The organism is Robinsoniella sp. KNHs210 (assembly GCF_000686105.1).
Lineage (GTDB): Bacteria > Bacillota > Clostridia > Lachnospirales > Lachnospiraceae > Robinsoniella > Robinsoniella peoriensis.
In genome coordinates this window covers 695,488-710,787 of record NZ_JMLZ01000001.1, presented here as the reverse complement: position 1 = coordinate 710,787, position 15,300 = coordinate 695,488, and the positions used below count along the sequence as shown (strand labels likewise).

Sequence of the window (15,300 nt, the reverse complement as noted above, 5' to 3'; positions counted from 1 at the left end):
GAGGATAAGGAAGATGAATAAAGTGACGTTTTCAGAAGAACGCAGAGGTTATAACAAAGAGGAAGTAGAGAAGTATATTGCAATACTGCAAAAGGGAGTTGCGGACATTGATGAAGAGTTAAAGGAAAAAGAAGAAGAATGTGAAGGTATTTATAATAGATTAGAGGAGGCAAACACTAAGATAAAGGCTTTAAATAAGCAAGTGGTGGATAGCCAATTGGAAGTAGGGAATTTCAATAATCTCTTAGAAGACCAGCGAAGAGAAAAAGAATTACTGAAAAAACAGTTAAAAGCAGACAATGAAACACGAAAAGAATTGGAAGATCTTAAAAAACAATACCAGAGTTTACAACGTGAAAAGGAAATGCTGACAGAAAGAATAACGGAATTGACGAAAGAAAGTGAAAACTGGAATAAAGCCGTGGAGGATATAGCGGTGAGCAGCAGAAAGTCGGATGTCTCAGAGGAAATGAATACTTTGATGGAGGAAAACGTTCAATTGAAGGATGCTGTGGAAAAACTGGTAAAAGAAAAAGAAGCCTGGGAAAAATCGGTATGGGAAGATGCGGTAAGGAAAAAAGAAGAATCGGAAGTGAAAAGCAGTAATGAAGAGATTCTGGATATGGAACGGTTTTCCAGTATATTTGATAATGCGAAGAAGGAAGCAGATGCATATCTCACCGCTGTAAAAAAACAGATAGATGAGAAGGAAAAAGAGGCAGACAGAAAAATTGCTGATTTGATTGAGAAAGCCCGTAAAGATGCTGAAACAATACGTTCAGAAGCAGAAAAGATCAAAGAAGACGCCAAGCAGGAAGGAATTGATTATGTTGCAAAAATTCGGTCAGATGAAGCAGAAATTTTAGAGGATGCCCGATTTGAAGCAGAGAGCATGAAGCGGGAAGCAAAGGTAAAACTGGATCTGACAATCAGAAAAGAAGAAAGAATTATGCAGAGGGCAAATGAAAGAGCCAGTATAGTAATTCAGGCAGTAAGTGAGGATTATAACAGATATCGCATGATGCAGCAAAATGCAATCAAGAGTTACCAGGATCTGTTTAACTACATAGGGAATACGGTAAATATTCAGGAATTGAGTGATCTGTCACAGTTAGATCTGGACGACGAAAAAGAAGCGCAATAAGACGGTGATCCGGAGAGGAGAATGGTAAATGCATTATAAAAAGGCTGCTGCAGTATTATTGACGGTTGTTATATTAATGCCAATTCCGGTACATGGGGTAAATGCTGCTTCACTTCCTGAAGTTTATGCCGGGAACCTGACGGGAGATTCCGGGGCAGGAGCAGAGATACTGTCAGCGGGGGGTAAGGAAACCCAGCCTGAACAGCAGCCAAGGATGAGAGCAGGAAGCCAGCCTGGAATGGATGGCGGGGGTGATTCTGGAACAGAGTCTGGAAGCAGGCCAGAGACGGAGCCCGGAAGCGAATCCGGGACAGATGCTGGGAGTGAGCCAGGAACGGATACTGGAAGCGAGCCAGGAACGGAGCCGGGAAGCAAGCCGGAGACAGAGCCGGGAAGTAAGCCGGAGACGGAGCCGGGAAGCAAGCCGGAGACAGAGCCGGGAAGCGAGCCAGAAAAGGAGCCAGGGAGTGAGCCAGGAACAGAAGCGGAAAGCCGTCCAGGAACAGATACAGGCAGCGAACCCGGAACAGAGCCAGGAAGCCATCCCGGAACAGAGCCGGAAAGCCTACCAGGAACAGATACTGAAATTCCGTCGGAAACAGATACAGACACCAATATAACAAAGAAACCCGGCTCCGAAGCAGAGGGAGACATTAAGAAAGATCAAGCGGAAACCGCTGAAACCCAGAGGCAGTTTCAATCAAACCAACAGTTGCTGGCAAACCAGCAGATCGTCCGTTTGCCCCGGATAGAAGACGACTTTCGTTTCGTAACAGTGAAGAAGAAAGCCGCTATGGCAAGCGAAGAAGTGGTACCGGTCTATGAAGAAATGAAGGAAGATTCACGAAAAGCCGGGAGAATGAATATGGATGATATCTGCTATATCCTGAAAGAGGAAGGGGAATGGACATACATTGAATCCGGAGTTGTAAGAGGGTTTGTAAAGAGCGGGATGATTCAGACCGGTGAGGATGTCGAGGCACTAATCAAGCAAAGAGAAAGCAGTTTTGTGAAATACGAACTGAGCCTGGATCGATTAATGGACAGTAATACATCCTACTCGGTGGACTTACAGACCGAAAAGCAGACAGATAAGAAAAAGGATAAACCCAAAATAATAACGAATCCGAAAAAACCGGATAATGGATCTGAAATAAGTGGTCAGGTATCGTATACGCTCTTGCTGGAAGAGTTATCAGAGGATAAGCAAAGGGAAACGGTGCAGAGTGAATCCATAGCTGAGCCGGATGAAGAGATGCAAAAGTCCGGGGAAGACAGACAAACCAAGTCAGAATATACAGAAACAGAAGCGCAGGGTGAGGATAGTTATCAAGGTGACTTGCACCAAATATCGAAGGAAGTAAGCGGGGCATTGACTTATGCAAAAGCCCTCATTGATCCGCTGGAGAATAAGGCGCTTGCATTTACAAGAACTACTACCCGCAGGACATTGGCAGACAAGGTTTATGTGATAGCACAGAAAAATACTGCTGTAATGGAATCCACAGATGCCGGTGCAGAAACGGTAGGAAAATTAAAGAAGGATACCTTGTGTTACTTACTGGCTAATGATAATGCTGACTGGCTGTTTGTAGAATCCGGTGATGTAAGAGGATTTGTAAGAAGTGATGAAATGATTCTGGGAGATGAAGCGAAAGAGATTGTGGAAAAAGAGGGAGAGGATCATCTTCTGTCAGCTGAGATGACGAAAAAGCCTGAGGAAAATAAAAGCCTTTACTATACGTTTACGTCAGTCAAAGAAGGATCTGTTTCCGGCCCTATACGAACGTCTATGGTTGATTTCGCACTGCAGTTTGTTGGGAATCCTTATGTATGGGGAGGAACGAGCCTGACAAATGGAGCGGACTGCTCCGGATTTGTACAGACCATTTACAGTACATATGGGTACTCCATTCCAAGAGTTGCAGAAGACCAGGCACAATATGGCACGAAGATACCAGTGGAAGATGCTTTGCCCGGAGATCTTATCTTCTATGCGAAAGATGGCTATATCTATCATGTCGTTATGTATATCGGAAATGGACAGACGGTACAGGCAGCCAATTCCGAAATTGGAATTATTACAGCAGAAGTAAGCAGGGGGGAATCTGTCTGGGCTACTAGAATTATATCGGATACTGATAATGAACAGATTGAGAAAGTAAACCAAAAAGCAGGTATTTCTTATGATTCTGCTTATACTGCAGCAGCCAGGGTGGATTTTGGTGAACTGTTAGGCAACTTCAAATTGACTGCTTACTGTAACTGCGCAATCTGCTGCGGACAGTGGGCCGACGGAGCTACAGCCAGCGGCACTGCAGCAACCCAGGGCAGGACGGTGGCGATGGCGGGTCTGCCTTTTGGAACACGGTTGATCATAGGCGGGAAAATTTATGTGGTGGAAGACCGGGGAACACCTTACGGCCATGTGGATATTTATTTGAATTCACACGAAGAAGCACTTCAGTTTGGGCTTCAATATGGAGATGTATACCTTGCAAAGTAGCGGAATATAGAGGTGGAGGCGTAATTATGGAAAAGATGAAAGAGCTGTGTTCCTTTGTTATTCCTTGCTATAACGAAGAAGAAGCCATTCCCATTTACTATGATGAGATGGAAAAAATGCTAAAAAATATGCCGGAGAACCTTTGCTTTGAATTTATTTTTGTGGATGACGGAAGCAGTGACCGAACTCTGTCTGTTATACGTGAACTGCATCAGAAAGACGATAGAGTTCGCTATATCTCATTTTCCAGGAACTTCGGGAAAGAGGCAGGCATTTATTCAGGACTTATGAAAGCAAAAGGAGCATTTGTTACGGTGATGGATGTAGATCTGCAGGATCCGCCTGATCTAATTCCACAGATGTATGAGGCTGTTGTAACAGGTGGCTATGATTGTGTGGCGACCAGACGCTGCAGCCGTGAAGGCGAACCAAAGCTGAGGTCATTCTTCGCAAGACGGTTTTATAAACTGATGAACAGCATTTCTAAAACGGGTATTGTAGACGGTGCAAGAGATTTCAGATTTATGAAGCGCCAGGTAGTGGATGCAATACTGCAGATGAATGAATACAACCGTTTTAGTAAGGGTATTTTTGAATGGGTGGGTTTTAAGACGAAGTATATCGCATACGAAAACAGAGAGCGTTCAGCAGGAAATACAAAATGGTCATTTTTAAAACTGTTTGGATATTCCATAGAAGGAATTATTGCATTTTCCACCACGCCTCTGGCATTGGCTTCTGTTGGAGGGATTGCATTATGCGGTATTTCATTTTTATTAATCTTGCTGCTGATCGTACGGTTTTTACTGTTTGGTGATCCGGTAGCAGGTTGGCCATCCCTGGCATGTATCGTAATATTTCTGGGAGGACTGCAGCTTTGTGCTACTGGAATTATAGGAATGTATCTGTCTAAAACTTATTTAGAGTGTAAGGGGAGACCGGTTTTTATTGTAAAAGAAGAGGGATGACGGATAAGAGAATGGCAAAGAGTGAGAAACGATAGAAAATTTGAAAAGAGAGAAGAGGGAATGATATGAAGAGATTGCAGACCATAAAAAATTTAAAAAGACATGTTATCGCCTTTAGCACAATGGTTATTTTGGGCGTGTTTATGCTGGGAATGACTGCGATGGCGGCAGGAACCAGACAGGTAAGCCTGTCATCAGGGAAGACTTACATTGGAAATGAAGCAGATTATAATACTTCAGTTTATCACAAAATCACGATTCCCAGAAATGGTTATATAAAAGTGACCGGATGGGGACGTTCTGCATACAGTGTGAACCGGTATAGTATGGGGGTTCTGCTGTGTAATTCAAAAAAGAAACCAATGGAGGACTATAAGACCTACCTCTCCAGTTATTCCAAGCCAGGATTCACAGGCTATTATGGAGTCAGGAAGGGGACCTATTATCTCAAGGTGGAAGGGGAGAAACTTTATAATCTCTCTTATTCTTTTTCTTCCGTAAAAGAGAAAAGCGGTTTAAGCCAGAGAAAAGCAGTTGCAATCAAGCGGAATAAAACCGTAAACGGAGTTTTACCAGCCGGAGAAAACGGTTCAAAGACAGACTGGTATAAGATCAATCTGAAAAATAAACAAAAGATAACATTATGGTATGGCGCAAAAGCAAACGATTATATTAACTTCAGGATTGCGGCAGCAGATAAAAATGTATTTATTACAGGGAGCAGCGCTATCGTGAAGTCAGGTACGAATAAGTATGTTACAAGAGATAAATTTCCTAAAGGTACCTACTATATTAAAGTAACAAGATCCAGCAACTTAAAATCAACTTCCGGAGCCTACAGCATCAAATGGAAATAGTGCTGAAAACCGTGAAAGAGAGGGAATGATATGAGAAAGTATATTGCAGAATTTATTGGGACTTTTGTATTAGTATTATTTGCCTGTGGTGTCGCAGCAGTAACGGGATGCAACGGTGAAGCCAATGCGTCTTATCTCCTCACTGCGCTGGCATTCGGCGGTGTCATTATAGCCATGGCATATTCTATTGGAAGTATATCGGGATGTCATATTAATCCGGCGGTATCCCTGGGAATGCTGCTGACAAAAAGGATGGAATTAAAGGATTTTGCCGGTTATGCTGCAGCTCAGGTATTGGGCGCCATAGCTGGAGCGGCACTGCTGCGGTTGTTAATTGGTACGGATATGGGCTTGGGTGCAAATGGACTTTACCAGGGAAGTGTATGGAAATCAATTATTATTGAGATAGTATTATCTGCGGTATTTATTCTTACAATTCTTGCAGTTACCAGTAAAAAGGAAAACAGCAGTGTTTCCGGTCTGGTAATCGGGGGAACGCTGACACTGGTTCATTTGTTTGGTATTTATTTTACGGGTACCTCTGTAAATCCTGCCCGTTCTCTTGGACCGGCGTTGCTTCTGGGGGAAATGCATTGATGGAAGTATGGGTATTTATAGTTGCACCGCTGTTGGGCGGGGTGGCTGCAGCCGTAATCTGGAAAGGTTTGTTTGACACAAAGACACCGTAGTTCTAATGAAGAAGAGATTCAGGCGAAGAAGTCTAAGCGAAGAGTTCTGAGCAAAACGGTTAAAGCAAAAACGTACAAAGGGGAGAAAGTATGCAGAAGGTAGTGATTATTGGAGCCGGTCCGGCAGGCTTGACGGCAGCGTATGAATTATTAGAGGATCCATTAAAATATGAGGTTGTTATTTTAGAGGAAACGCCGGATATTGGCGGTATCTCCATGACTGAGAAATATAACGGGAAACGTATGGATATAGGAGGTCACCGTTTTTTTTCCAAAGACAAAAGAATTATGCAATGGTGGGAAAATATAATGCCCATTCAGGGGAAACCATCTTATGATGATTTGGTTTTGGGACGGGAAAAACAGATGTCAAAGGGAGGCCCCGATCCGGAAAAAGATGACAGGGTTATGCTTTTAAGACAAAGAGTTTCCCGTATATATTACCATGAAAAATTTTTTGACTATCCTATCTCTATGAAACCTCAGACTTTTATTAACATGGGAGTATTGCAGACTATAAAAGCGGGATGCAGTTATCTGGGCTCCTGTTTACATAAACTTCCTGAAAATTCATTGGAGAACTTTTATATCAACCGTTTTGGAAAAGTTTTATATTCCATGTTTTTTGAAGGGTATACAGAAAAATTATGGGGAAGGCATCCGCGTGAAATTTCTGCGGACTGGGGAGAGCAGAGGGTTAAGGGGGTATCTGTTTTTGCACTGCTGAAAAACCTATTTATCCGTGACAAAAAAGAAACTTCTTTAATTGAAGAATTTATATATCCCAAGCTGGGACCGGGGCAGCTTTGGGAACTGGTCGCCGAAGAAATTCAGAAAAAGGGTGGCAGGATTCAGCATGGAGCATCTGTCAGAATGATTGAAGCTGCCCAAAATAAGGTGACAGGCTTAATATACTGGGATAAGCAAAGCGGTATGGAAAAGAAAATAGAGGGGGATATTTTTATTTCCTCCATGCCGTTAAAAGATCTGGTGCTTGGAATGGGGAAATATGTGCCCGGACAGATAAGGACAATAGCAAACGGATTATCATACCGGGATTTTGTTACCATTGGTCTTCTGGCAGACAAGCTTAAAATAAAAAATGAAACAAGCATTAGAACCATAAACAATATCGTACCGGACTGCTGGATCTATGTACAAAATGAAGACGTTAAATTGGGAAGAATACAGATTTTTAATAATTGGTCACCATATCTTGTTTCCAATGCTGAATCAAATGTCTGGCTGGGCCTGGAGTATTTTTGTAATGAAAATGATGACTTCTGGAATTTAGAAAGTAATGAGCGTGTGGAAATAGCAGTAAAAGAACTGATTAAAATGGGGGTAATAGAGAGCAGGGAAGATGTGAAGGACTATCATTGCAAGAAAGTAAAAAAGGCGTATCCGGCATACTTTGATACATATAAACAGATTGATAAACTGATCCAGTGGGTGGATCATATTGAAAATCTATACTGTGTGGGACGGAACGGACAACACCGTTACAATAATATGGACCATTCTATGGCAACGTCTTTGGAAGCAGTGAAAAATATCCGGAGTGGGAATAAGGATAAAACAGCGATCTGGAACGTGAATACGGAAAAAGAATACCATGAGAAAAGTAAATCCTGTGAAATGAAAGGGAAACCGGCATGAAGAACCTGATGGAGCAAATACTGAAATTTGGAATGGTCGGATTTTTATGTTTTGTCATAGATTATGGACTGATGACCTTTTTAACAGAATTATTTCATTTACATTACCTCGTATCCTGCAGTGTTTCATTTACAGTTTCTGTTGCCGTTAATTATCTGTTAAGCATGAAGTTCGTATTCCGGCCAGGAGGGAAAACAGATAAGAAAAAAGAATTTCTTGCATTTATTATTCTGAGTGCAGTGGGGTTGGGAATTCACCAATTCGTAATGGTTGTTATGGTAGAGGCAGCTGGTATTCACTATATGATTTCCAAGATTGCAGCTACAGCTATTGTGATGGTTTATAACTTTATAAGCAGGAAAATGCTCTTAGAAAGTAAACGGGCATAAGGGGATTATGGCATGAATAAAAACATTTCAAACAGTCAGGAAAGAAAAGGGCTGAATATGATGTACAGGTATCCTATTATGGCAATAGTATTTTCCTGTATCTGTATATGGGCTGTTGGTTCCATAGAGTTTGTTCAGCGTGTAATCCTGGGAAACAAACGATTCCTGGCTGTTTTGATAATTGCCGGATACCTTGCGTATTATGGCTATTGTTATTTTAAGGGAACTCTTAATAAGAGAAGAATAATTACGGGTATTTTTTTAGGAAGCTTTTTGGTAAGAGCACTTTTTATCCTGGTTTCCCCTTATGAACTGGGACAGCATGATGTTCATTTCGTAGGCGGATGGGATACAAATGAAATTGGATCCGGGCATTTTGGATATATTGAATATTTATATAAATTCAAAAAATTACCAAACTTTGATCCAACAAGAATATGGGCATTTTATAATCCGCCGCTGCATCATATCATTTCCGCTGTTTGGATAGGGATCAACCGGATGCTGGGATTTAATTACGAGCTGTGTATGGAGAATTTACAGATTCTTACATTATTTTATGGATCAGTAAGTACCTATTTTGTTTACCGCATTTTACAGGAATTCAAAATAAAAGAAAGTAATTTATTAATTTTAACAGGTGTATTGATTTTTCATCCGGTTTTTACAGTATTAAGCGCATCTTTGAATAATGACTGCCTTGCGGTTTTATTTTCATTGAGTACCCTCCTATATACCGTTCGATGGTATAAAAAGCAAAGTATCAGCAGAATTTTGCTGATCGCATTATCGATTAGCCTGGGGATGCTCACAAAAACATCAGTGGGTCTTTTAGCCCCCGGTGTTGGAATTGTATTTTTGACGGTAATGGTTAGAAAACGAGATCAATGGATAAAAATCTGTCGTCAGTTTCTGGCCTTTGGAGTGCTTTGTATTCCTATTGGAATGGCGTGGGTAGTCAGATTAAGAATGTTGTATCAGATTCCATTAACTTATGTGCCTATGTTGGGTGAAATAGATCAGTATCAATACGTAGGAAATTATGGTGTATGGGAAAGGCTTGGTATTCCAGGGGCAGAGTCTATGAGTCATGCATGGAACAAATGGAATCCGGGAGCGGAACATAATATATGGGCAGAATTATTCCGTTCGGCTTTGTTTGATGAAAAAGCCTTTCAAATGACGGGAACTCTGTATGAATGGTTTGCAGTCATATTGCTAATTACCAGTATTCTGGCTGCTGTTTTGATGAACGTGATGCTGATCCGTGTGCTTATTCAAAAAAGAAGTATGGATGGCGCATTAAAAGGCATGATTGTCGCAGGATACGCAGTGCTGCTTATCTCATATATAAAATTTTGCTTTCAGTATCCGTTTATTTGTACGATGAACTTTCGTTATATAGTGGTGACAATCCTGTTTCCTGCAATTGGGACAGGCATTTGGCTTGAAAAGAGTAAAAATCAGGGGCAAGCACTGGCAGTTAAAATTATGATTTGCGGATTTAGTTTTTTGTGCATTGGATTGATGATTGCGTATTGTTTGAATTGGAGTGCTACTGATATTCAAACGTTGAATAGTGTAAATGGATAAAGGCCATGTTGTTTGACTATAAAAATTTTAGAGAAATAGTCAAATATTATATATATATGGGCTCCAACCGCCCGAAAGTTTGGGTAAGGGAGTATTAATATCAAATGGGGAGGTAGGAAATCACAAGATGTAGGAAATTTTTATGGATAGGAGGTAAATGCTTTGAAATTAAAAAAAAGTATAACAAGGATTGTTGCATTTGTTTTATGCGTTGTTGTATGTATGACAGCCAGTCCCATATGGTTACAGCAGTCTGAGGCAGCATCATTAGTGGAAGGCATTTCGGAACAGTCAGAGGTATCGAAACTGCCGGAAACAGAACTTAAGGAAACGCATAAAAAAGAAACGGAGCAGGTATCAGAATCACAAAATCAAACAGATACAGAAGAAAAACAGAGTGATACAAAGCCTGAAACGGAAAAGCAATCAGACACAGAGAAACACTCAGAAACAGGAAAGAAAGAAGAATCAGAAAAACAGACAAATACACAGAAGACAGAGAGTGAGAAAGGAAAGGAGGATGAAGAAAAAGGTTCAGAAAAAGCAAGTGAAAGTCTGAATAATAAGATTACGCCGAAACTAGGTGCAAGTGAGTTTACTGTAGATGCAATTGTAGCAGCTGGAATTGAGGACCGAAATTTTGCGCAGGCTATATATGATTCTATAGTGGCAGATCCGACGAAGTTTTTGAATGGGAATACGTTGGAGGTAAATAGCTTTGGAAATGTAAAAGAGCTGCTCAAAAATTACACTGGTGAAATTCATGCAAGTGGCACTGGAAAAGAAGATATTCGTAAAATTAAAAATATTAAAGGAATACCATTACTTAAATCAGCTAGTTTTTTAGATATTTCAGATAATTTAGTAAATGATTTTACTCCTTTAGCTGTTGTTACAGTGGGAGATGACTTCAATTCAATGCCAGAAGAATTAAAAACATATTATGGATCTCCAAAAGTACCTTTCAAAATTGAACTGGCAGGTAATCCAATATATAAGTACTCATATTGGGTAGGTGGACGAGTAAGACTTTATTATAATAATGACGATATGCAAAACCAATCAATTCCATTATTAGACAAAAATCTAATATATGTTTGTGATGGAGAAAAAGATTATTCCCAGAACTATATTATCCCATTAGAGTTGTATTGTGACAATGAAAGAGTAAGTGCATCTACAAATTCAGTTGATGTTTTGCCTGGATCTGTAATAGATCCAAGTGCACAAGACAGCGGGGCTAAATTACAAGCAGGAGCAATTACAGTTGGAAAGATTCCAGAAATACCGGTGTCGGGCATAACAAAAACAGGAATGTTTATAGCAACAATAGGTACAGATGATACATGTCAGTGGGGAACAGTTATCGTTAATCAATTTGATCAGCCAAGGGCTAAACAAGATACATTAAGTTGGTATATTCCTGTATATACAAAAATATACACCAAAACCGAACCAGCCCAACTAACCACATCTCATTCTGTATCCCTAAAAAAACTGGGAGCCGATGACAACAAAGGAAAAGCCGGTGCAGTCTACAATCTTTATAAAAAGAACGGCACAGGAACCGACGATCTGGTAATGGAAAACTTGACTACAGATGCCGACGGTTTGTTGCGATTAACGCAGGGGCTTACCGCAGCGGAGTATTATTTCCAGGAAATAAAGGCTCCGGAAGGATATGAAATTAACCCGGCTAAGGTACCTTTCGTGGTAGAAGATGGGAAGATCATTATTAAAGGAGGATCCGGCAACAAGCTTGAAACTGCGGATGGTAGTAAAGAGACAGATGGAGTATTTATGTTAAGCGGGGATACAAAAGACCCTGTAAAACTGGAGGTTCAAGCGCCCGCTAACGGAAAGCTTGCATCCATCACAATTGAATGGACCGAGGGTAACCAGGGCGGAACTGCCGACAATCAGACATTTACGGTCACAGATACCGAAAATGCAGATGCAATAGTTGCAAAAGCAGAGTCAAAAATCAATGATGCCCGTCAGTTATACCAGAATGTAAAAGTATCTGCGTCCTTTACACAAACGTTATCCGTTCAGCAATTAGATACACTGACACCAGTTGAATTTAATTTAAAGGCTGATAAAAAGTTGGTTACGCCAAATGGAAGTGAAGCTGTTGTTCCAGAAGGAAAATTTAAGTTCCATTTGGTAAATGATAAGACATCTGCTGTCACTCCGGCGGTTGATGAGGTAAAAGCAAATGATTTAGATGGTATTGCTGAATTTTCAGCCTTATCCATTGGTGCAGAAGGGACTTATCATTTTATCATTACAGAATTAGATGATAAGGATCCTGATTATATCTACGACACAAATGAATATAAGGCGGAAGTAGTGATTGCCAAAATACCGGGTACTGACAAGCTGGAAGTAAAGAGCATCACTTATTCTTCAAAAGGCGGAGATAAGAATACAGAAGCTGCTAAATTTACAAATACGCTGCTTACGGTTCCATTTCGATTCCTTAAAGTAGACGGGGATGATCATACCAAACCATTAAAGGATGTAAAGTTTACGTTGTATATATGCAGCAAAAACCATGCAGATGATTCTCAGCATGATGTACTCGTGACCAATGATCCTGAAAATTGCTGGAAAGAAAGAGAAACGGTTGCAAGTGATCAAAATGGATTGGTTAGTTTTAAGGATTTACCCAGTGGGGACTATCAGCTGGTAGAAATCCAAACTAATCCGGACTATGCGCTGCCCTTGGGACAATGGAGAATCCGCGTAGACATAACAAATGCGCAGGAACCAATTCAAATAAAAGCAGTCGGGAATCCCCAGCCGCCAGCGTTTATAAAAAAAGACGCAGGAAATGAAGTGTCATATGTATTACCCAATTTCAAGAAGACAGATTTACCTCTTACGGGTGGCATAGGAACTATTATTTTTACAGTAACAGGCATTATCCTCATTGGAGGTGCAATTATATTATTCATCATAGTAAAAAGAAAACCAAAAAGAAAAGGAGAGTAAACTATGGTTAAGAAAAAATTTTTTAAAAAGGTTACAACAATGGTGTTGGCTTCTGTAATGGCAATCGGAATGCTATCCACAACTGCTTTTGCAACGACTGTGCCGCAAGAGGCATTACCAGATCCGGCAAGGAACGGAAACAGCTCAATAACGATTCACAAGTTTCTTATGGATGACATAGCAGATGCAGGCAAGCCATCCGACGGAAATGAGGTTGCAGGGGATAAAATTCCTGCGGGAGCAAAACCATTAAAAGGTGTTACATTTAACATCAGTAAACTGGCGAAAGATACGGACCCGGTAACCAGCACTGACTATGATACAAATTTTGCTACTAATGGTACAGACAAAGGAACAACAAAAGATGATGGAACATTATCATTTAGTGATCTGCCATTTGGAACTTATAAAATTCAGGAGACTAACAGCGTAACAGGAGTATCTCCGGCTGCACCATTTCTTGTAAGTGTTCCAATGACGAATCCGACTGGAGATGGATGGATCTATGATGTTCATGTGTATCCTAAGAATGAAAAACTTGCTATCGACAAACATGTTGTAAATATCCCTAATAAGGATCATGCAGCAACGGTAGGAAAAGACCATGAGTGGATTATTTCATCAACTGTACCTACGAATATGGTAGTGGAAAATGCGGATAAGAGCATTACAGCATCTAAGAAATATAATATTTCCGATAATTTGGATACACAATTAACTTATGTTGGAAATGTAAAAGTATGTGCTGCAGCAAAAGACAATACTGAACTTGCTAACGGCACTTTGGTATTAGATGATGATTATAAGTTGACAAAACCTGTAGGTAAATATGGCGGAAAATTAGAAGTTGCACTGACAGAGGCGGGAATTAAAAAGGTTGCAGCACTTGGGGCTAAAAAAGTCCATGTTCATTTTACTACACAATTAAATGAAACAGCAAAACTTGGCGTTGCCATTCCTAATGGAGCTACTCTGGAATATACAAATGCACAAGATCAGTCAACTGCCCCAGTTATCGTACCGGATGGTATGGATCCAACTGATCCAAGTAAACCATATGATCCTAATAAGGATGAAAGACCGGAAGTACATACTGGTGGAGTGAAAATCAAAAAGACAGATGATAAAGGAGATGCACTGAAAGGGGCTGAATTTAAAATTTATGCTTCCGAGAAAGATGCCAGGGCCGGAACAGATCCTATTTCTGTAATTAACAATGCAGGCACCGGATTTACGGATACTGTAATATCAGATGATACCGGGTTGGTAAAATTCTATGGACTTGCTTATGGCGGCATTAAGGGAGAAGATTTCGATACAACAAAAGAAACATCATATTGGATTGTAGAGACTAAGGCGCCAACGAATTTTAGTTTATTAAAAGATCCAGTAGAGGTAAAAGTGAGCGCTACATCCCATTTAGATAGTGCAATAGCTAAAACTATCATAAATAAAAATAAAATAATTTTACCGGTAACTGGCGGTATGGGAACCGTAATGTTCACAGCTTCCGGTTTAGCATTAATCCTTCTTGCTGTATTCCTGGGATTCAAAGCAAGAAAAAAAGCACAATAATAAATTGCCATAAAATAATAAAGGAAGTAGGAAGACCCTACTTCCTTTCTGGATAGGTGGATAAATGAGTAAAAAATTAGCAACATGTTTTATTGTTTTCATTTTTATATTAGGTGTTGGAATACTTAGCTATCCGACTGTGAGTAATTATATTGCAATCAAAAATCAAATTCAAATAATATCAAATTACCAAAATAAAGTTAGTAAATCAAACGAGAAAGATATAAAAGCAGAGTGGGAAGCTGCGGAGAAATATAATGCTTCACTATCGGGAGCAGTGATCGGAGATCCTTTTGTGCCCGGCAGTGGAAGAGTAATCCAGGATAATTACGAAGAAATTTTAGATGTAGACGGAATAATGGGATATATTAAGATTCCAAAAATTAAAGTAGATTTACCCATTTATCATGGCTGTAAGGAAGAGTCTTTACAAAAAGGAGTGGGACATTTAGAAGATACAGCGTTGCCTATTGGAGGAAAGGGTAATCATTGTGTCTTATCGGGACATCGAGGATTACCAGCAGCAGAGTTATTTACAGATTTGGATAAATTAGAAAAAGGTGATCAATTTTATTTATATATTTTAGACAAGATACTGACCTATGAAGTGGATCAGATAAAAGTAATCAGCCCGGATGAAGTGCAGGATTTGCGGACTATACCGGATAGAGATTTGGTTACGCTGATAACGTGTACGCCCTATGGAGTGAACAGTCATCGACTGTTAGTCAGAGGTACCAGAGTTGCGGATGTGGAACAAGCAGAAAATACGAGCGGGATAAAGGAAACAGAAGCAGCAGTTACTGAGGGGACATCTCATATGGAATATTTGGTCACAGGTGCATGTATATTCTTTATTCTATTGCTGATTTTAATATTCTATAAAATGTTAAAAAGGAAAAGCAGAAACAGGAGGGAATAGA

General features: G+C 40.2%; 11 protein-coding genes. All 11 read left to right on the top strand.

Going from position 1 to position 15,300, the window contains the following annotated elements; translation table 11 throughout:
- Window positions 1-13: 13 nt before the first annotated feature.
- The 11 genes from CD03_RS0102795 (at window position 14) to CD03_RS32155 (ending at window position 15,299) form a co-directional block, all read left to right on the top strand.
- Window positions 14-1,144: a hypothetical protein gene (locus CD03_RS0102795; protein WP_027292328.1), complete on the top strand. Its 1,131-nt coding sequence runs from the start codon at window positions 14-16 to the stop codon at window positions 1,142-1,144.
- Window positions 1,145-1,172: 28 nt separating this feature from the next.
- Window positions 1,173-3,650 carry an NlpC/P60 family protein gene (locus tag CD03_RS39130; RefSeq protein ID WP_052377632.1) on the top strand — a complete coding sequence of 826 codons (2,478 nt, stop codon included), beginning with the start codon at window positions 1,173-1,175 and terminating at the stop codon, window positions 3,648-3,650.
- Window positions 3,651-3,685: 35 nt separating this feature from the next.
- Window positions 3,686-4,618 (top strand): glycosyltransferase family 2 protein, encoded by a 933-nt coding sequence (locus CD03_RS0102780; protein WP_027292327.1) that lies wholly within the window; start codon window positions 3,686-3,688, stop codon window positions 4,616-4,618.
- Window positions 4,619-4,683: 65 nt separating this feature from the next.
- Entirely contained in the window at window positions 4,684-5,475 is a 792-nt protein-coding gene (locus CD03_RS0102775) for a hypothetical protein (protein WP_027292326.1), read from the top strand.
- Window positions 5,476-5,505: 30 nt separating this feature from the next.
- Window positions 5,506-6,072 carry an MIP/aquaporin family protein gene (locus tag CD03_RS32160; protein WP_330377118.1) on the top strand — a complete coding sequence of 189 codons (567 nt, stop codon included), beginning with the start codon at window positions 5,506-5,508 and terminating at the stop codon, window positions 6,070-6,072.
- 182 nt (window positions 6,073-6,254) lie between these two features.
- Window positions 6,255-7,823, top strand: coding sequence for an NAD(P)/FAD-dependent oxidoreductase (locus tag CD03_RS0102765; protein WP_027292325.1), 1,569 nt, complete (start codon window positions 6,255-6,257; stop codon window positions 7,821-7,823).
- A complete protein-coding gene (locus tag CD03_RS0102760) occupies window positions 7,820-8,212 on the top strand; it encodes a GtrA family protein (protein ID WP_027292324.1) in 393 nt (130 codons plus the stop codon). Before CD03_RS0102765 ends, CD03_RS0102760 begins: the two co-directional genes overlap by 4 nt.
- Window positions 8,213-8,224: 12 nt before the next feature.
- Window positions 8,225-9,805 (top strand): ArnT family glycosyltransferase, encoded by a 1,581-nt coding sequence (locus CD03_RS0102755; protein WP_027292323.1) that lies wholly within the window; start codon window positions 8,225-8,227, stop codon window positions 9,803-9,805.
- 162 nt (window positions 9,806-9,967) lie between these two features.
- Window positions 9,968-12,802: a SpaA isopeptide-forming pilin-related protein gene (locus CD03_RS0102750; protein WP_027292322.1), complete on the top strand. Its 2,835-nt coding sequence runs from the start codon at window positions 9,968-9,970 to the stop codon at window positions 12,800-12,802.
- A 3-nt stretch (window positions 12,803-12,805) separates the two neighbouring features.
- A complete protein-coding gene (locus CD03_RS0102745) occupies window positions 12,806-14,377 on the top strand; it encodes a SpaH/EbpB family LPXTG-anchored major pilin (protein WP_027292321.1) in 1,572 nt (523 codons plus the stop codon).
- A gap of 64 nt (window positions 14,378-14,441) precedes the next feature.
- Complete coding sequence (locus CD03_RS32155) at window positions 14,442-15,299, top strand: class C sortase (RefSeq protein ID WP_044288862.1); 858 nt, start codon at window positions 14,442-14,444, stop codon at window positions 15,297-15,299.
- Window position 15,300 lies beyond the last annotated feature (1 nt).